Genomic DNA, 18246 nt, shown 5'->3' with positions numbered 1-18246 from the left:
TCAATCGCTGATCTGGTGCAGCATCTTGGCGTTGATGCCGACATGGTAGCGGCTGCGCAGCACGGTCGCGTAGCTTTGCAGTACGTTGGTCTGCATCGCCTGGTCCAGCGCGGCCTGAATGCGGCTCTCGATCGCCGGATCGCCGCCCGGCTTGGGCTCGGTAATCGCCGTCACCGTGCCGACGATGAATTCCCGCGCGGTTTCCACCATGGTGGGTTCACCCGGCTTGAGCGTGAAAATGATCGGCAGCAGCTTGGCGGGCACCCCGGCGGCCGGTTTCGTGCGGGTCATCGGCGTGCTGGTGGTGACCGGCTGGCCGGCGGCATTGGCGGCGGCATCGAAGCTCTTGCCGCCCTTCACCGCCGCGAGCAGTTGCGCCGCCGCAACCTCCTCCTGGCGCTTCACCTGGGCGCCGGTCCAGTCGGCGAGAATTTCGGACTTGATCGTGTCGAAGGGCTTCAATGCCGGCGGAATGATCTTTTCGACCGAGACGGCGTAATAACTGTCGCCAGGGCCAGTCTTGGCCTGCGGCTGCGCACCCTGCGGCGCGGTGAAGGCGGCGGCGATGATCGCCTTGCGCAAAGCGGCCGGGCCGGGAATCGGCGCCGGCTTGCCTGTTTCGGCCATGCCCTGCGCATCGAGCGTGCCCTCGACGGCGACCAGATGCAGATCGCCGGGCAGCTTGTTCAGCGGCGTATCGCCGGCCAGCGCGTCCTGCAGCTTGGTGACCGACGCGTTCACCACGTGGCGCGCGCGGCGCAACTGGAGCTGCGCCTTGATCCGCGGTGCTACCTGGGACAGCGGTGCGGCACCGCCCGGATTGGCCTTGACCACCTTGAACACATAGGTTCCCAGCGCGCCGGTCACCGGCGCGGCAACTTCGCCTTGCTTGGCAGCGAACACCGCCTTGGCGAGCCGGCCGGACGGGAACTGGTCGGGTTGCGCGTCCTTGAAGGTCACGGCGGTCGCCGTCGCCGCTGCCGCCGCCTGCTTCATCGTGGTCCAGTCGGCGCCTTTTTTCCATTGACCGGCGAGAGAAGCGGCACTTGTCGCATCCTCGGCGGTGATGATCTCGACGGTCCTGGTCGCTGTGGTGCTGAACTTGAATTTCTCGGACGCATATTCGGCGGCGATTTCGGCCTTGGTCACGGGCTGATCGGCGGCGATCAGGGCGGGCGACAATATCACCGCCCGGATCGTGCGCATCGCCGGCGTCGAGAACCGGCCGGGATGGTTGCGCCAGTAGCGGCGCAGCACCGAATCGGCGGGCGGGGATGGCGTCGTTGCCGCGGCGAAGGGAAGCTGGACGTACTGGATCGTCCGCTCCTGGCCGACATAGTCGAAGACCTGCCGGACCATCGGCTTGGGCGCCACGACGCCGGCGGTGATCGCCTGCACGATCTGGTTCGCATTCAGGCTGCGCGCGATATCGGCCATGAACAGGCCGGGCGTGAGGCCGTGCGCGGCGAGCACCTGATTGAAGGTCGCCTTGTCGAACTTGCCGTTCGGCCCGTCGAACACGGTCATCGCGAAAATCTGCTGGCGCAAGGCCGAAGGCGGTGCCGTCACGCCGAGCCGCCTGGCTTCCAGCGCCATGGTCGCCCGGTCGATCGCCTGGCCGAGCGCGCTGCCCGCGAACAGGCGGCGAATCCCCTGGCTCGGCTCGTGGCCGCCGTGCCGCTCGGCATAGGCGGTGACCTGGCGCTGATAGTCGCGGCTGATGACGCTCGCCTCGATCGGATGGCCGGCGACGGTCGCGACCGCGCTGTTCGAGCCGATCATGGTGACGACGTTGGAAACGCCCCAGAAGATGAACACCAGGACCAGCACGATGAAGAACGCGCGGACCAGCCAGTTGTCCAGCAGTTTGCGGATCGACGAGAGCATCCGGTTCCAACCCCATTCAGCGAAAGCGGCGTCTTACCACGGGCGCCGCCGATTGCCACCCGGCCCGCCGTCATCTACCTGAGCGTCGTTTGCGGAGGAACAGGAATGCGCCAGATGATCGCCGGCAACTGGAAGATGAACGGCACCCTCGCGGGGCTTTCGGCCTATGCCTCGGCGCTGCGCCAGGGGGTCGAGGGTGTCGATCTGCTGGTCTGCCCGCCTTTTCCGCTGATCCGCCCGCTGATCGAGGCGCTGGGCGATGCATCGATCTGGGTTGGTGCGCAGGATTGCGACGCCAAGCGCTCCGGCCCGCATACCGGCGACGTCTCGGCCGATCTGCTCGCCGAACTCGGCGCGCGCCACGTCATTCTCGGCCATTCGGAGCGGCGCGCCGACCATGGCGAAAGCTCCACCCTGGTGCGCGACAAGGCGCGCGCCGCTTCGGCCGCCGGGCTGGTCCCGGTCATTTGCGTGGGCGAGACCGAGGCCGAGCGCGACGCGCACGAAACCGAGACGGTGGTGCGCGCGCAACTGGCCGGCAGCCTGCCGGACGGGTTTTCCGGCCTGATCGCCTATGAGCCGGTCTGGGCGATCGGCTCTGGTAAAACGCCGTCCGAGGATGAAGTCGAAGCGATGCACCGCGCCATCCGGGCATCGCTGAAAAAGCAGCTTGGCGAAGCGGGCGAGGCGATGCCGATCCTCTATGGCGGCTCGGTGAAGCCCGCCAATGCCGAAACGCTCATGCGCATCCCCGAAGTGGGCGGCGCGCTGGTCGGCGGCGCGAGCCTGAAGGCCGAGGATTTCCTGGCGATTGCCAGTGCCGCCGTGCGGGATTAGAACGCCGCGACTTCTCGAAAGGCTCCCATGATTACCGTTCTGCTCGTTCTGCAAGCATTCATCACTCTCGCGCTGATCGGCGTCGTGTTGATCCAGCGCAGCGAGGGCGGCGGACTTGGCCTCGGCTCCAGCCAGGGCATGGGCAGTTTCATGACCGGGCGCGGCACCGCGAACCTGCTGACGCGGACCACCGCGATTCTGGCCACGGCGTTCATGGTGCTCTCGCTGGTGCTGGCTCTGTTATACCGACACGGCGGCGGCGGAGCGGCCGAGTCGATCCTGAACGGACCCGCACCGGCCGCGACGACGGCACCGGCGACCAATCAGGCACCGCCCAAGCCGGCACCCGCGCTGCCGCCGATTCCGGGCGAGTCTTCGGGAAATTCCGGGGCATCGCCGACAATTCCGGGCGCTGCGCCGGCGGCCAATTCGACTCCCGCGACACCGCAGCACTGATGGCCGGGGTGGCATTCGAACGGTGCGGGCTTTTGCTCCGCGCCGCCCTCTGCTATTGCGGGATTCCATGACCCGGTATGTATTCATCACCGGCGGCGTGGTTTCCTCGCTCGGCAAGGGTATCGCTTCCGCTTCGCTCGGCGCGCTGTTGCAGGCGCGCGGCTATTCGGTCCGGCTGCGCAAGCTCGACCCCTATCTCAACGTCGATCCGGGCACAATGAGCCCGTATCAGCACGGCGAGGTGTTCGTCACCGACGACGGTGCGGAAACCGATCTCGATCTCGGCCATTACGAGCGCTTCACCGGCGTTCCCGCCACACGGTCGGACAATGCCACCACCGGGCGGATCTATTCCGAGGTGATCGCGCGCGAGCGCCGGGGCGATTATCTCGGCGCCACGGTTCAGGTGATTCCGCACATCACCGATGCGATCAAGAACGTCGTCCTTGCCGATACCGAGGGGCTCGATTTCGTGCTGGTCGAAATCGGCGGCACGGTGGGCGACATCGAAAGCCTGCCGTTCCTTGAGGCGATCCGCCAGCTCGGCAACGAACTGGGGCCGGACGCCGCGATGTTCGTGCATCTCACCCTGGTGCCCTATATCCCGAGCGCGGGTGAGCTGAAGACCAAGCCGACCCAGCATTCGGTCAAGGAATTGCTCAATGTCGGCATCCAGCCGCAGATGCTGATCTGCCGTTGCGACCGGCCGATCCCCGACGGCGAGCGGCGCAAGATCGCGCTGTTCTGCAATGTCCGGCCCGAAGCCGTGGTTCCGGCGCTCGATGTCTCGACCATCTACGAAGTGCCGATTTCCTATCATCAGGCCGGGCTGGACCGCGAGGTGCTGCGCCATTTTTCGCTCCCGCACGACGTGCCGCCCGATCTGTCACGCTGGCGGCGCATCGTCGAGACGGTGCGCGCCCCCGAAGGCATGGTGAAAATCGCCGTGGTCGGCAAATACATCAACCTGCTCGACAGCTATAAATCGCTCGCCGAGGCGCTGGCGCATGGCGGCATCGCCAACCGGGTGAAGGTGACGCTGGACTGGGTGGATTCCGAGGTGTTCGAGCAGCCCGGCACTGTCTCGCGGCTCGACGGTGTGCACGGCATCCTGGTGCCCGGCGGGTTCGGCGAGCGCGGCACCGAGGGCAAGATCGAGGCGGTGCGGTTCGCCCGCGAACGCGGCGTGCCGTTCCTCGGCATCTGTTTCGGGATGCAGATGGCGGTGATCGAGGCGGCGCGCAATCTCGCCGGCCTGGCATCGGCGTCCTCCACCGAATTCGGCCCGTGCGACACCCCGGTGGTGGGTCTGCTCACCGAATGGGCGCGCGGCAACGAAATCGAGCGCCGCGCGGCGGAGGGCGATCTCGGCGGCACCATGCGGCTCGGCGCGTTTCCGGCAACCCTGGCCCAGGACAGTCTGGTTCGCGAGATCTATGATGGTGCCGCGATGATCGAGGAGCGCCACCGGCATCGCTACGAGGTCAACATCCATTTCCGCGCCGCCCTCGAAGCGGTCGGGCTGCGCTTTTCCGGCCTGTCGCCGGACGGGATTCTGCCGGAAATCGTCGAATATCCCAACCATCCCTGGTTCATCGGCGTGCAATACCACCCCGAACTGAAATCCAAGCCGTTCGACCCGCATCCGCTGTTCGCCGGGTTCATCGGCGCGGCGGTGAAACAGGCGAGGCTGGTCTAGAGAAGGCAAGCGGTTCTTTTTTGGAAAAAAGAACCAAAAAACTTTTTGTTAGTTGAAGTATTCCGGAAGGCTTGAGTGATGCCCAATTTCTTGGAGCAACTTGTTGCCGAGTGGTACGAATTCAGGGGCTATTTCGTCAGACGAAACGTACATGTCGGAAAACTATCCAAAGGAGGATACGAGTGCGAACTTGATATCATTGCATTCAACCCAATCAATAGGCATCTCGTCCATATCGAACCCTCGATGGATAGTGATTCTTGGGATAAACGCGAACGGCGGTTCACCCGAAAATTCTCTGCCGGAAAGAAATATATTCCTGAAATATTTTCGGGTTTCGGCGACCTGCCCGAAATTTACCCAATTGCAGTTTTCGTATTCGCAAGCGATAAATCGCGTACTTCAGTTGGCGGTGGAAAAATATTGCATATTAAAGAACTGATGAATGAAATAAAGAATACAGTTAACAAGAAGAAGATTCAAAATGCTGCGATTCCAGAACAATTTGTTATTTTGAGAAGCCTACAATTCGCTGCAAATTTTTGGACCCACGACGATCAATATGATAATTGATTTGGGGCACAATTTCTGTTTTGACCTTCGTGGGTGACATTATGAATGTGAATATTGGCGACCTCCAGATCGGCAACGACCTGCCCTTCACCCTGATCGCCGGGCCGTGCCAGATCGAGAGCGCGGCGCAGGCGGGCGAGGTCGCCGAGGCGCTCGCCGGCATGACGCGCGCGCTCGGCATCGGGCTGATCTTCAAATCGAGCTTCGACAAGGCGAACCGGACCGCGCTCACCGCCGGGCGCGGCGTGGGGATGGCGCGCGGACTCGCGATCCTGGCCGATATCCGGGAAAAATTCGCCATTCCGGTGCTGACCGACGTGCATGATGCCGCGCAGTGCGCGCCGGTCGCCGAGGCGGTCGATGTGCTACAAATTCCCGCTTTTTTGTGCCGCCAGACCGATCTGCTGCTCGCCGCCGGTGCGACCGGCCGGGCGATCAACGTGAAAAAGGGCCAGTTCCTCGCGCCGTGGGACATGAAAAACGTGGCGGCGAAAATCGCGAGCACCGGCAATGACCGCATTCTGCTGACCGAGCGCGGCGCTTCGTTCGGCTACAACACGCTGGTTTCCGATTTCCGCGCGCTGCCGATCATGGCGGCGACCGGCTACCCGGTGGTGTTCGACGCCACGCACTCGGTGCAGCAGCCGGGCGGCCAGGGCGAGTCGTCGGGCGGCCAGCGCGAATTCGCCCCGGTGCTGGCGCGTGCAGCACTTGCGGTCGGCTGCGCCGCCCTGTTCATCGAATGCCACCCCGACCCCGACCATGCGCCATCCGACGGGCCGGCCATGATCCCGCTCGCGCAAATGCCCGCGCTGCTCGCCGATCTGCGGCGCTTCGACCGCGTTGCGAAGGACAAGGGGCAGGGCTGATCGGGACGGCCGCGCGACGCAGCAATCCATGCGCCGGCGCCCCTAGAGCAATATGGCTTTAAGTGGAATCGCGCAGCGATCCGCAAAGCCATGAAATTGCTCGCCCAAACAAAGAATAGAGCGTGATCGACTGAAAGTCATCACGCTCTAACTCATGTTCATCCTGGCATTGCGGCGCTACTTCAGCTAACCGGGCATGAGCCGGATCGCTCCCGATTCGGTTCCGTTGTCGAAGGGGTTGCGGTCATGCGTCGCTCGACCTGGCTTGCTGTTGCCGCCATTTCGCTTCTCGGGCTGTCCGGCTGCGCCGATCTGCCCTTCCTGCATGGCCCGCCGCGTTTCGTGGTGTTCTTCCAGCCGAACTCCGCCGCGCTGCGCGCGCCGGGCCGCGCGGTGATCGCCAATGCCGCGCGTGCCGCCGCCAATCATCCGTTAGCGCCGGTCACCGTGGTCGGGGCGGCGGACACCAAGGGCAGCACGCCGGACAATATCCGCCTGTCCAACGCCCGCGCTGCCGCCGTCGCGGCGCAACTGATCGCCGACGGCGTGGCCTCGACCCGGATCGCCGTTGAGGGCCTCGGCCCGGTCGGCAGCCCGCCCGCGAGCGAGCAGGCGAGCCGCACCGCGACCATCACGATCGGGCGGTGATCAAATCGTCCTGGTCCCCCGCGCGATCGCGGCGACGCCGGTGCGCGACACCTCGGCCAGTCCGAGCGGGCGCATCAGATCCAGGAACGCGTCGAGCTTGTCGGTGGCGCCGGTCAGTTCGAACACGAAACTCTCGGTCGTCGCGTCGATCACCCGCGCGCGGAACGCATCGGCAAGGCGCAGCGCTTCCAGGCGCTTGTCACCCGCGCCGATCACCTTGATCAGCGCGAGTTCGCGGGCCAGATGCGGCCCCTCGCGCGACAGGTCGGACACCCGATACACCGGCACCAGCCGGTCGAGCTGCGCCTTGATCTGCTCGATCACCAGATCGGTGCCGGAGGTGACGATGGTGATGCGGCTTTTGCGCCGATCATCCTCCACCGGCGCGACGGTGAGGCTGTCGATATTGTAGCCCCGGCCGGAAAACAGCCCGATCACCCGCGCGAGCACGCCGGATTCGTTCTCGACCAGGACGGAGATGGTGGCGGAACGCAAATGCTGCTCGACGATCGCGTTCATCAAACCAGTACCAGGCCTTCGTCGGTAATTCCAGCCGCCTCGGATTCATGCTCCGGCCCCAGGATCATTTCGTTATGCGCGGCACCGGAGGGGATCATCGGGAAGCAGTTTTCCTTCGGATCGACGTGGATATCGGCGATCACCGGCCGGTCGGACGCGATCATCGCGGCGATCACGCCGTCCAGCTCGTCGATCGTGCTGGCGCGCAGCCCGACCGCGTGGAAACTCTCGGCGAGTTTCACGAAATCCGGCAGCGCCGCCGAATAGCTTTCGGAATAGCGGCCGCCATGCAGCAATTCCTGCCACTGGCGCACCATGCCCATATACTCGTTATTCAGGATGAAAATCTTCACCGGCAGCCGGTATTGCGCCAGCGTGCCCATTTCCTGAATGTTCATCAGAATGCTGGCCTCACCGGCGATATCGATCACCAGCGCGTCCGGGTGGGCGATCTGCACGCCCATCGCCGCCGGCAATCCATAGCCCATCGTGCCCAGCCCGCCCGAGGTCATCCAGCGATTCGGCTTGTCGAACCGATAATGCTGCGCGGCCCACATCTGATGCTGGCCGACCTCGGTGGTGATGAAGGCCTCGCGCTCCCTGGTCATCTCCCACAGCCGCTTGATCGCGTGCTGCGGCTTGATCGTCGCACCCTTCTTGAAACTCTGGGTGAATTTCAGCGAATCCTTGGCCCGCCACACTTCGATCCGGCGCCACCAGTCGGCCAGGGCGGAACGGTCCTGACGGGCCGTGTCGCGTTTCCAGGCGTCGATCAGCGCGCGCAGCGCGAGCGCCGCGTCGCCGACGATCGGCACGTCGACGACGATGTTCTTGTTGATGTTGGAGGGGTCGATATCGACCTGGATTTTCTTCGATCCCGGTGCGAAGGCGTTGAGCCGCCCGGTTACCCGATCGTCGAACCGCGCGCCGAGATTGACCATCACGTCGCAGCCATGCATCGCGAGATTGGCCTCGTAGGTGCCGTGCATCCCGAGCATGCCGAGGAAAGCCGGATTCGAGGCCGGGAAGGCGCCGAGCCCCATCAGGGTCGAAGTGACCGGAGCACCGGTAAGCTGGGCGAATTCGATCAGCAGTTCGGCGGCCTGCGGCCCGGCATTGATGATGCCGCCGCCGGTATAGAAAACCGGCCGCTTCGCTGCCTTGATCATCCGCACCGCCTCGGCGATCCGCGCCGGATCGGGCTCGGTGCGCGGACGGTAGCTGCGATGGCCGCCGGTCGCGGGCTCGGTATAGAGCGCCGGATTGATCAGGATGTCCTTGGGCAGATCGACCAGAACCGGGCCGGGCCGGCCGGTGCGCGCGACCAGGAACGCCTCGTGCACGATGCGCGCGAGGTCTTCCGAGCGCTTGACCAGGTAATTATGCTTGGTCGCCTGGCGCGTGATGCCGGTGGTGTCGGCTTCCTGGAACGCATCGTTGCCGATCAGATGGGTCGGCACCTGGCCGGTCAGGCAGACGATGGGAATACTGTCCATCAGCGCATCGACCAGGCCGGTCACCGCATTGGTCGCGCCGGGACCGGAGGTGACCAGAACCACGCCGACCTTGCCGGTCGAGCGCGCATAGCCTTCCGCCGCGTGAACCGCCGCCTGCTCGTGGCGTACCAGAATGTGGCGGATCGCGTTCTGCTGGAACAGCGCGTCGTAAATCGGCAGCACGGCACCGCCCGGATAGCCGAAAATAACCTCGACCCCCTGCGCCTTCAGCGCACGGAGCAGGGTTTCGGCACCGGAAGTCGCGGTGGTGTTGACGGCGTTCATGGCAGTATCCTGTTTGGTCAAAAATCAGGCGTAACCCGGCCCCGCCCTATGCGTCAACCTGGGTTGTTAATAAACGAAATGATATAGTCGATAATTCTTTCCGAAAATTGCGCCATACTCTCGAACCGCGCATGGATCGTATGCGCGCAGTGCTCATCTGCCAATTTCTGATGGCGGAACCAGGTCGCCTGCCGCTTGGTGTAGGCGATGGTCGCGGCGATCGCGCGGCGCTCGGCCTCATCGAGCGTGAGGTGCCCGGCAAGATGCGCCATCAGTTCCGGTACGCCATGGGCGCGCAGTCCGGGCAGCGCGGGGTCGAGAACGCGCGCGGCTGCCGCGCGAACCTCGTCGAGCGCGCCCGCCTCCAGCATTCCGGCAAATCGCAAAGTAATCGCCGCGCGCAAATCGTCGCGCGGCGGGTCGAGAAGAATCAGCTTTATCCGCCAGCCGGCGAGCGCGTCGCGCGGCATCGCCTGCCAGGCGGCAAGCCCGCGCCCGGTGCCGAGCAGCACCTCGGCGGCGCGGGCGAGGCGCTGGGAATCGGTGGGGCGCAGTTTCGCCGCCGTTTCGGCGTCGTGCGCCGCAAGCCAGTCGTGCATCCACGCCGGGCCATGTCCGGCCAGCATTCCGCGCGCCTCGGCGCGGGCCGGCGCGCCCGGATCGGGAATCGCGGCGATGCCGTGGATCAGCGCGCTCAGATACATCCCGGTTCCGCCGCACAGGATCGGCAGGGGCGCACGGTCAAGCTCGGTCCTCGCCGCCTGCCGCCACCATGCGGCATCGACCGTCTGATCGAGCCCGCGCACGCCATACAGGCGATGCGGCGCGCGCGCCTCGTCTTCCGGCGAGGGCCGCGCGGTGATGATCCGCCAGTCGGCATAGCACTGCATCGCGTCGGCATTGATGATCGTCCCGGCCAGCCGCTCGGCCAGCGCCAATGCCAGCGCCGATTTGCCGGAAGCGGTCGGACCGGCGACGATGACCAGCGGCCTTGCCCGGTCATGCGGTGTTGCTTTAGGCGATGGATCCATGAAATTCGTTCTGATCCTGGTCGCCGCGCGCGACAAGATTGCGCTTACCGAGGCAATGGTGCGGCGCATCCGCGAACACGTCGCCGGGACCGAGCCGGTCTGGCTGTCGCCGGGCGAGGCGGCGGAAATCCCCTGCATGGTGGAACCGGAGCCCGAACTGGTCGCGGCGGCGCTCGATTACGCGCCGGTCGACGCGCTCTGCGTGAAGTCGCGCGGACGGCGCAAGGCGGTTCTGGTCGCCGATATGGACAGCACGATCGTCACCTCCGAAACCCTCGACGAAGTCGCCGGGGAGGCAGGGATCAAGGACCGGATCGCCGCGATCACCGCGCGGTCGATGGCGGGCGAGGTCGAGTTCGCCGCCGCCCTGCGCGAGCGCGTGGCGCTGCTCGAGGGGCTCGACATCGCGGCGCTGGAGCGCACCTGGCGGCGCACCGAAATCACGCCGGGCGCGCGCGAACTGGTGGCCACGATGCGCGCGCATGGTGCGACCACCGCGCTGGTTTCCGGCGGGTTCACCTGGTTCACCGCGCGGGTCGCCGCCGAACTCGGCTTCGATATCCATCGCGCCAATACCCTGCTCGATGACGGCTCCCGGCTGACTGGCAAGGTCGCCGAGCCGGTGCTCGACCGGGACGCGAAACGCGCTGCCCTCCACGAGATTGCCGAAAAGCGCGGTGCGAAGCTCGGCGCGGTCATGGCGGTGGGCGACGGCGCCAACGATCTCGCGATGCTCGCCGATGCCGGCATGGGCGTCGCCTATCACGCCAAGCCGATCGTCACCGCCCAGGCAAAACTGCGCGTCGATCACGCCGATCTGCGCGCGCTGCTGTTCGCCCAAGGTTACCCGGCGTCGGTATTTCGCTCCTGATTATTTCGCCGGTTTCGGCACCAAAGCACCGGCGGCGGGCAGCAGCACCCGGAACAGGCTGGAACCGGAGCCGGAACCCACCGTTGTCGTCGGCAATTTTCCATCCCATCGCGTTGCGACGGAATAGGGAATGATGCCTGGATAGGCGCCGGCCGCCTTGCCTACCTGCGCGATCGCGATGGCGCGCGCTTTGGCGACGATGCCGATGGATTGGGCATGGGCGGTCGCCCGCAAAATCGTCGCCTGCGCCGCGCCCTTGGCCTGGGCGATCCGCGCTTTGGCCGCACCCTCGGCGGTGGTGACGGTCTGCTCGGCCATATACTGCTTTTCGAGCACCAGGTTCTGCTCCTTGACCGCCTGGGCCTTGGCCTCGACTGCTTCCTCCACCGCCTGATCGAACGCGGTGGTATAGGCGATGCTGCGAATCTGGATATCGATCACGTCGATGCCGAACAGCCGTTTCAGCGCCTTGCTGATCGCGATATGCATCTGTTCGTCGATCACCGCGCGGCGCTCGCTGATATTGATGGTCTTGTGCTGAGCAAAGACCCGCAGCGCGCGGTCGGCGATGATCGGCTCGATGGTCCGGTCGATGTCGATATTGCCGGCCTTGCCGACATCGTAGAGCAGATGCAGCACCGCCGCGCGGGGCACCTGATAGGTCAAGGAGACGCCGAGGGTAAGAAGCTGATTATCGGCGGTATAGACCTGCACCGGAGGAAGGCTGAAGCGCGAAATCGAGGTCTGGATGGTGTTCACCGTCTCGATGAATGGCAGCTTGAAATGCACGCCCGGACCGACCGGCTCCTTGGTGACAACCACCCCGAGCCGCGTCACCCCGGCCATTTCGGTCGGCTGCACGACATAGAAACAACTGCCGAGCACGACGATCGCGATCACGACGAATGCAGCCGCACCCAGCCACCCGACGGGGAGTGGCCGTGCAGGGCGCGGCGAACCGCCGTTGGGGCCGCGCGGGCCCCCGCCCTGAGATATATTACCGAACAGGCGGGAAATCGGGCTTTCAGCCATCATACGCTCCGTGATCGGAATGATCGGTGTCGCAGGTTTAGCCTATCTTGCGTGTGCCTGATACGGTTAGACTGACTTACCGCAGCCCCAGCCGCGCCGTTTCGATCACAGGACAGCGATCCATCACCACAATCAGCCCGGCATCGCGCGCGATCGCCGCCGCCTCGCGGTTGATCACGCCGAGCTGCATCCAGATGATTTTCGCCCCCAGCCGGACCGTGTCGCGCACCGCCGGCATCACCTTATCCGAGGCGCGGAACAGATCGACCATCTCCAATGGCGCGGCCGCATCGAGGCTCGCGGCAATCGCGCGGCCATGCAGGGTCTGGCCGGCGAGACCGGGATTGACCGGGGTGACGTCATAGCCGCGCCGGAGCAGAAACCCCAGCACCTCGTTCGAGGGCCGGGCCGGGTTGGCCGAGGCGCCGACCAGCGCGATGCGCCGCGTGGTGATCAAGATGCGGCGGATGGATGCGTCGTCGAGTCCGTCGATCATCATTTCCAACCCCTGGCCGTTTACCGATTGCTCCTGTAAGCGGCAAGGCGATGCGCTCGGCAAGACCCTATTTCGTGTTCCTGTTCGGCCTGATCACGCTTGCCATCTGGTACTGGCCGAACCGGCCGGTCGCGGGCGATGTAACCATGCCGGATGCGCGGTTCCATTCGGTCTCCTACGCGCCGTTCCGCGACGGACAGTCGCCACTGACCAAGAGTTTCCCGAATGCTGCCGAGGTTGCGCAAGATCTCCGGCTGATCGCGAAACATGCGGACGGCATCCGCACCTATTCCTCCCTGGAGGGTGATTACGACATCGGCGCGCTGGCCAGGAAGGCGGGGCTGAAGGTCTGGATCGGCATCTGGCTTGGGCCGAACCGGCGCGACAATGCGCGCGAGATGGCGGCGGGCATCGCCGAGGCGAATGCGCATCCGCATACCGTCTCCCGCGTCGTGGTCGGCAACGAGGTGCTGCTGCGGCGCGATCTGTCGCCGGCGGCGCTGATCGCGGATATCGAGCATGTGAAGGCGCGGGTGAAACAGCCCATCGCGTATGCGGATGTCGCGACATTCTGGTTCGAATTTCCGCAGGTGGCGAAACACGTCGATATCGTGATGATCCATCTGCTGCCCTATTGGCAGAACCATCCGGTGAACGTCGATCGGGCGATCGCGCGGATCGGCCGGACCATCGCCGAGGCGGAGCGAAAATTTCCCGGCAAGCGGATTTCGGTAGGCGAGACCGGCTGGCCCAGCCGGGGCCGCTGGCGCGGCGACGCCGCGCCCTCCCGCGTCAACGAGGCGATTTTTCTTCGCAAATTCGTGACCCTGGCCGATCGCGATCATGTCGATTACAACCTGATCGAGGCGTTCAACCAGGGCTGGAAATATCACGACGAGGGAATCGCCGGCGCCAACTGGGGCATCTGGAACGCCGCAAGGCAGCCCAAATTTCCGCTCTCGGGTCCGGTGGTCGAGATGCCGCATTGGCCGCTCTATGCCGGGACGGCGATCGTGATCTCCATCGCCCTGATCGTGCTCGGTGGCGCGACGAACCTTGGCGCTGCCGCGCTTGCGTTCGGCCTCGGCAATGCGCTCGTCTATGCCGGGGCGATCACGTGGCACGTCCTGTACGATAATTCGCTGATCATCTGTGCCGCGGTGAACCTCCCCGCCCAAGCCTTGCTCGCCTGGCTTTGTCTCCGCCGCGCGGTGAAGGGTGCCGCGCATCCGCCGGCCTCGGGCGCGGAGACGGTTCTGCTGCTCCGCGCCAGCCTGTTCGGCTACGCGAGGTCGCGCGACTGGGTGCGGACATTCGACCATCTCTGGTTCTTGTTTCAGGTCGCGGCTGCGGTGATCCAGACGATGCTGGTGTTCGATCCGCGCTATCGCGACGCGCCGTTCGCCGTCTTCGCCGTGCCGGTGGTGGTCGCGATCTTCCGGCTGGCCGCGCGCGATTGTCCGGCGGCGGAAACCTGGCGGGACTGGCTGCCGAGCGCCGTCCTCGCGGCGGGCGCGATCGCGAGTGCGATCGTCTCCGGCCCGCTCAATACCGAGTTCCTGGTCTGGAACGCAATGGCGCTGATCCTCGCCGCGCCGGGGCTGATCGCGTGGCGTCGTGGCCGGCGTCCCGCCCGCGCTTGCCGCCGCGCCGACGCATTGGCGGCGGTGACTCGCGAGGAAACGACGTCATGAAACATTCAAGACAGGCGCCGAACCATCCTCTATGATCCGGGCTTCATCCATCAAGGGGAAACGATGATGGCCATGTCCAACCAAACGATCGCTACCGAGATCATCCCCTATATTTTCTATCGCGACGTTCCCGCCGCTCTCGACTGGCTCGCCCGCGCCTTCGGCTTCACCGAGGAAATGCGCCATGCGACGCCGAGCGGGATGCACGCGCAAATGATTTTCGGCGGCCAGCGCATCATGATGGGACAGGGCGGCAAGGATTGGCGGATGCAGAGCGCGCGGGAGATTGGATCGGCGTCTCAAGGCATCTTCGTCTATCTCGCCGATGTCGATGCGCATTACCGGCGGGCCAAGGAGGCCGGGGCGGAGATCGTCCATCCGCCGCGCGACGAATCCTACGGGCGCACCTACACCGTCCGCGATCTCGACGAACATCCCTGGTTCTTCACCACGCCCCCGAAATAAGCAATCGCGCCTAATCCAGGGGGCGCCTTATCGCATCGCCAGATCTTCGTTGTGCGGTGCGATGATGAAGCAGGATTGATGGTGCCGGGCGAGCAGTGCGCAGGTCGCTCGTGCGCCTGCCTCGTTCAGCCCGGCGAGCTGAGCCCGCCAGATGCGGCGATGGCGCAGCACCACGCTGCTGACCCGCGCGGTGCCGGCGCGCCGTTCGCCGCGCACCAGGATCGCCTGATGACGGGCGGCGGCATAGGTGTCATAGGCGCCGATCTGCGCGGTCCAGCCGGGAATCATGTCCTGGGTCACATGGCCGGAATGCAGAACGAGATGGCGGATCGCCGGGCGGCGCTGTTTCAGCGTGACCAGAACGCGGCGTGCTGCCGGCCGATGCACCGTCGCGGCATGGGCGACCGGCAGGATGTCGGGAATCGCCTTGCGCATCGCGATGATCGGGCCGGACTGCACGCCATCCGCCGCGAAACCCGCGTCGAGCAGTTTCGTCATGGTGCGATAGGATGTGCTCCAGGACCGCGAATGCAGTTCGACGCCGATCAGCAGATGCCCGTCGCGCACGGCGGCCGTCACCAGATTGAACCGGGCCAGATCGGTATAGCCGGTCTTCATCCCGATCGCGCCGGGGTAGAGTTTCAGCATTCCGTCGATGTTCGGGATCGGCCGGCCCTCGAAATCGAAGCTGGCGACCGAGAACATGTAGCGATATTGCGGGTAGGTCAGCAGGATGTGGCGGGCGAGGATCGCCATGTCGTAGGCGTCGGTCACCTGGCCGGGGTTCGGCAGGCCGGACGGGTTGTAGAACTGGGTATGCAGCATCCCGAGCGCATGGGCGCGCGCCGTCATCGCTTCGGCGAACCGCCCGATGCTGCCGCCGCCGAGGTATTGGCCGAGCGCGGTCGCCGCGTCGTTGGCGGACAAAGTGGTCATCCCCAGCATCGCCTGGCGCGTGGTGATGGTCTGCCCCGGCACGAGGTTGAGCTTGACCGGCTGAACATGGGCCGCCGCCGCGGTCACCGGAATGGCGGTGTCGAGCGTCAGCCTGCCGGCGCGCAAGGCATGGAACGCAAGATCGAGCGTCATCAGCTTGGTCAGGCTGGCCGGATACCGCTCGGTATAGGCGTTATGCTCGGACAGCACGCGCCCGGTGGTCGCATCCATCACGATCCAGTCGGTGCCGGGAGACACCGGCGCATAGGCGCCGTGCAACGCGGCATGCGCCGGCGCGATCGCACCGAGAGCGGCAATGCCAAGGGTCGCCATGAGCACCGAAACCCGCTTGCTCCGGGCAGCAACCCAAGCCTGCACCGCGCCAAACCGCATCCCAACCCCCAAACGTGAACGATCCCTAACCGATGGGATAGGGTAAACACCCCGGCCTGTCCAGCGAAAACGATCGGAATAAACAAAAAACCCAAAGGGTTAACGAATTATGTTCCGAATCCAGCCGGGCGAGCGCCGAGGTGGCATGCCGGAAGCCGGCGCGTGCACTGGGTGTCGATTTCCTTTGGTGAGTGCATTTTTTCCCTTACTGCTGCACTAAAGGCCAAAGAACGGCGCTTGTCGGCGGACTGACGGTCCGCCCTGGCATCGGGGCCCGATCCTTGGCAGAATGTCCCGATGGCGGCGTTCGAGGTCCCGATCGAGGTGCTGCGCCTGGCGGAGGCCTTGGTGTTTGCCAGCCCGGAGCCGGTCACCCCCAAGACGCTGGAGCCGCTGCTGCCGCGCGACCTCGATCCGCTTTTCGTCCTCGAAGCCCTGCAGCGTCATTGTGCCGACCGCGGCGTGATCCTGGTCCAGACCGGCGGCGGCTGGTCGTTTCGGACCGCGCCCGACCTCGCGGCGCCGTTGCGTGAGGTACTGACCGAGACGCGCCGTCTGCCGCGGGTGGCGATGGAAACCCTGGTGGTGATTGCCTTGCATCAGCCGATCACCCGCGCCAACATCGAAAATATCCGGGGTGCCAGCCTCGGCCAGGCGACGATGGACCTGTTGCTCGAAACCGGACTGATCCAGCCGTGGGGGCGCAAGGAGGCGTCGGGACGGCCGACCTTGTGGGTGACCACACCGCGGTTCCTGGCCCAGTTTGGACTGAATAGTCTGCGCGATCTGCCGGGCGCTGGACGCGCACCCCTGCAGGCCGAGGGCAGACCCAAAACCACGGCGGCGCCGAGCAACGACTCTTCCGCGGCAGATTCCGACGGCGCGGCGACGTCCTGAGCCGTCAGCCGGGCGATGGTGATACGATTTTGCGGATATTTAATACGCGATAACTGTCACTTATCGCGTGTCTTGCAATTTTGCCCTAATTGACGCTAAGTCGCGGGTATGACAGGCGATTCGGTGGATCACCCGGGCCAGATCCCAGCCACCCCGGACCGGATGCCGGCGGTGCCCGACGCCGGTTGGGCCTCCGGACCGGACGGGGTTCCCGCCGATCGCTCCGCCGCGGCCCGCGCCGCCCTGGCCGCCGCCATCGATTTCGCCGACCAGGCGCTCGCCCCCGCTACCTTGCGGGCCTACCGGAGTGACTGGCGGCATTTCTGCGCATGGTGCGCGGCCGCCCACTGGTCGCCGCTGCCGGCCGCTCCCGAAACCGTGGCAGCCTATCTCGCGGCACTGGCGGCGAGCCATCGCGCCAGCGCCCTGGTGCGCCGCCTCGCGGCGCTGGGGCGGGCCCATCGGCTCGCCGGGCAGAACTGGCCCGGCGCCCATCCGGCGATCCGCAACACTTTGCGCGGCATCCGCCGGCGCCACGGCCGGCCGCCGCAGCAAGCCGCGGCGCTGATGACCGACGAGGTGCGCCATCTGGTGGCGACCTGCGACCACTCCCTGGTGGGGTTGCGGGACCGAGCGCTGCTGCTGCTCGGCTATGCCGGCGCGCTGCGCCGCGCGGAACTGGTCGCGATCGATCACCCGCATCTCAGCTTCGACGCCGACGGGTTGCGGCTGCTGATCCCGCGCGCCAAAGGTGACCCGGCCGGCAAGGGCGCGACGCTCGGGATTCCGCGCGGCACCGCCCCCGAAACCTGCCCGGTGCGGGCGGTGGAGTCGTGGCTGCGGGCGTCGGCGTGCCGCCACGGGCCGGTGTTCCGGAGCATCGACAGGCGCGGCGTCATCGGCCTGGCGGCCCTGCACCCGGATACGGTGCGGCAGATTCTGCGCAAGCGGGCGGCGCGCGCCGGCTTGACGGTGCCGGCGGGCGAACGGCTCAGCCCGCACGGCCTGCGCGCTGGCTTCATCACCCAGGCCTATCTCAACGGCGCCCGCGACGAGCAGATCATGGACCATACCCGCCAGAAGGACCTGCGCACCATGCGCGGCTATGTGCGCCGGGCCAAGCTGGTGACCGAGAGCCCAGTCAAGCTGCTCGGGCTCTGAC

General features: G+C 65.6%; 18 protein-coding genes. 11 read left to right on the top strand and 7 right to left on the bottom strand.

Annotated features, from left to right (window positions below):
- Positions 1-1887 (bottom strand): peptidylprolyl isomerase, encoded by a 1887-nt coding sequence (locus L2A60_RS03790; RefSeq protein WP_235703038.1) that lies wholly within the window; start codon positions 1885-1887, stop codon positions 1-3.
- Between the two features lie 105 nt (positions 1888-1992).
- On the opposite strand from L2A60_RS03790, the gene tpiA reads away from it, so the two are divergent.
- The 6 genes from tpiA to L2A60_RS03760 all read left to right on the top strand — a co-directional run bounded on the left by tpiA (position 1993) and on the right by L2A60_RS03760 (position 6969).
- Entirely contained in the window at positions 1993-2724 is a 732-nt protein-coding gene (tpiA, locus tag L2A60_RS03785) for a triose-phosphate isomerase (protein ID WP_235703037.1), read from the top strand.
- Positions 2725-2751: 27 nt separating this feature from the next.
- On the top strand, positions 2752-3180 hold the full coding sequence (secG, locus tag L2A60_RS03780) for a preprotein translocase subunit SecG (RefSeq protein WP_235703036.1): 429 nt from the start codon (positions 2752-2754) through the stop codon (positions 3178-3180).
- A 67-nt stretch (positions 3181-3247) separates the two neighbouring features.
- Entirely contained in the window at positions 3248-4879 is a 1632-nt protein-coding gene (locus tag L2A60_RS03775; RefSeq protein WP_235703035.1) for a CTP synthase, read from the top strand.
- A gap of 78 nt (positions 4880-4957) precedes the next feature.
- On the top strand, positions 4958-5452 hold the full coding sequence (locus L2A60_RS03770) for a hypothetical protein (RefSeq protein WP_235703034.1): 495 nt from the start codon (positions 4958-4960) through the stop codon (positions 5450-5452).
- A gap of 41 nt (positions 5453-5493) precedes the next feature.
- Positions 5494-6321 (top strand): 3-deoxy-8-phosphooctulonate synthase, encoded by an 828-nt coding sequence (gene kdsA, locus L2A60_RS03765; protein ID WP_235703033.1) that lies wholly within the window; start codon positions 5494-5496, stop codon positions 6319-6321.
- Positions 6322-6567: 246 nt separating this feature from the next.
- Positions 6568-6969: an OmpA family protein gene (locus L2A60_RS03760; RefSeq protein ID WP_235703032.1), complete on the top strand. Its 402-nt coding sequence runs from the start codon at positions 6568-6570 to the stop codon at positions 6967-6969.
- Here L2A60_RS03760 and ilvN read toward each other — a convergent pair whose 3' ends face one another.
- From ilvN to miaA, 3 genes are read right to left on the bottom strand one after another with little or no spacing between them, the layout of a single operon-like run.
- Positions 6970-7488 carry an acetolactate synthase small subunit gene (gene ilvN / locus L2A60_RS03755; RefSeq protein ID WP_235703031.1) on the bottom strand — a complete coding sequence of 173 codons (519 nt, stop codon included), beginning with the start codon at positions 7486-7488 and terminating at the stop codon, positions 6970-6972. It abuts the gene before it with no gap.
- A complete protein-coding gene (locus tag L2A60_RS03750) occupies positions 7488-9269 on the bottom strand; it encodes an acetolactate synthase 3 large subunit (RefSeq protein ID WP_235703030.1) in 1782 nt (593 codons plus the stop codon). The genes ilvN and L2A60_RS03750 overlap by 1 nt, the downstream gene beginning before the upstream one ends.
- Positions 9270-9322: 53 nt before the next feature.
- Positions 9323-10300, bottom strand: coding sequence for a tRNA (adenosine(37)-N6)-dimethylallyltransferase MiaA (miaA, locus tag L2A60_RS03745; RefSeq protein WP_235703029.1), 978 nt, complete (start codon positions 10298-10300; stop codon positions 9323-9325).
- On the opposite strand from miaA, the gene serB reads away from it, so the two are divergent.
- Entirely contained in the window at positions 10299-11171 is an 873-nt protein-coding gene (serB, locus tag L2A60_RS03740) for a phosphoserine phosphatase SerB (RefSeq protein WP_235703028.1), read from the top strand. The two genes, miaA and serB, sit on opposite strands and share 2 nt — an antisense overlap.
- Here the strand turns inward: serB and L2A60_RS03735 are convergent, their stop codons facing one another.
- Together L2A60_RS03735 and L2A60_RS03730 are read right to left on the bottom strand one after the other, a co-directional pair.
- A complete protein-coding gene (locus L2A60_RS03735; RefSeq protein ID WP_235703027.1) occupies positions 11172-12203 on the bottom strand; it encodes an SPFH domain-containing protein in 1032 nt (343 codons plus the stop codon).
- Between the two features lie 76 nt (positions 12204-12279).
- Positions 12280-12702: a CoA-binding protein gene (locus tag L2A60_RS03730; protein WP_235703026.1), complete on the bottom strand. Its 423-nt coding sequence runs from the start codon at positions 12700-12702 to the stop codon at positions 12280-12282.
- A gap of 47 nt (positions 12703-12749) precedes the next feature.
- Here L2A60_RS03730 and L2A60_RS03725 point away from each other — a divergent pair, with 47 nt between their 5' ends.
- A complete protein-coding gene (locus tag L2A60_RS03725; RefSeq protein WP_235703025.1) occupies positions 12750-14393 on the top strand; it encodes a glycoside hydrolase family 17 protein in 1644 nt (547 codons plus the stop codon).
- 72 nt (positions 14394-14465) lie between these two features.
- Positions 14466-14858 (top strand): VOC family protein, encoded by a 393-nt coding sequence (locus tag L2A60_RS03720; protein ID WP_235703024.1) that lies wholly within the window; start codon positions 14466-14468, stop codon positions 14856-14858.
- 27 nt (positions 14859-14885) lie between these two features.
- Here L2A60_RS03720 and L2A60_RS03715 read toward each other — a convergent pair whose 3' ends face one another.
- Entirely contained in the window at positions 14886-16187 is a 1302-nt protein-coding gene (locus L2A60_RS03715; protein ID WP_235703023.1) for a D-alanyl-D-alanine carboxypeptidase family protein, read from the bottom strand.
- A 297-nt stretch (positions 16188-16484) separates the two neighbouring features.
- Here L2A60_RS03715 and scpB point away from each other — a divergent pair, with 297 nt between their 5' ends.
- Positions 16485-17084, top strand: a complete 600-nt coding sequence (gene scpB, locus L2A60_RS03710; RefSeq protein WP_235703022.1) for an SMC-Scp complex subunit ScpB — start codon at positions 16485-16487, stop codon at positions 17082-17084.
- Positions 17085-17207: 123 nt separating this feature from the next.
- Complete coding sequence (locus L2A60_RS03705; protein ID WP_235703021.1) at positions 17208-18245, top strand: tyrosine-type recombinase/integrase; 1038 nt, start codon at positions 17208-17210, stop codon at positions 18243-18245.
- The last annotated feature ends 1 nt before the right edge of the window (position 18246 follow it).

Origin of the sequence: Acidiphilium iwatense (assembly GCF_021556475.1) — a bacterium.
Classification (GTDB): Bacteria; Pseudomonadota; Alphaproteobacteria; order Acetobacterales; family Acetobacteraceae; genus Acidiphilium; species Acidiphilium iwatense.
The sequence above is the reverse complement of the archived record's forward strand: the minus strand, read 5'-3'. Positions and strand labels throughout refer to the sequence as shown.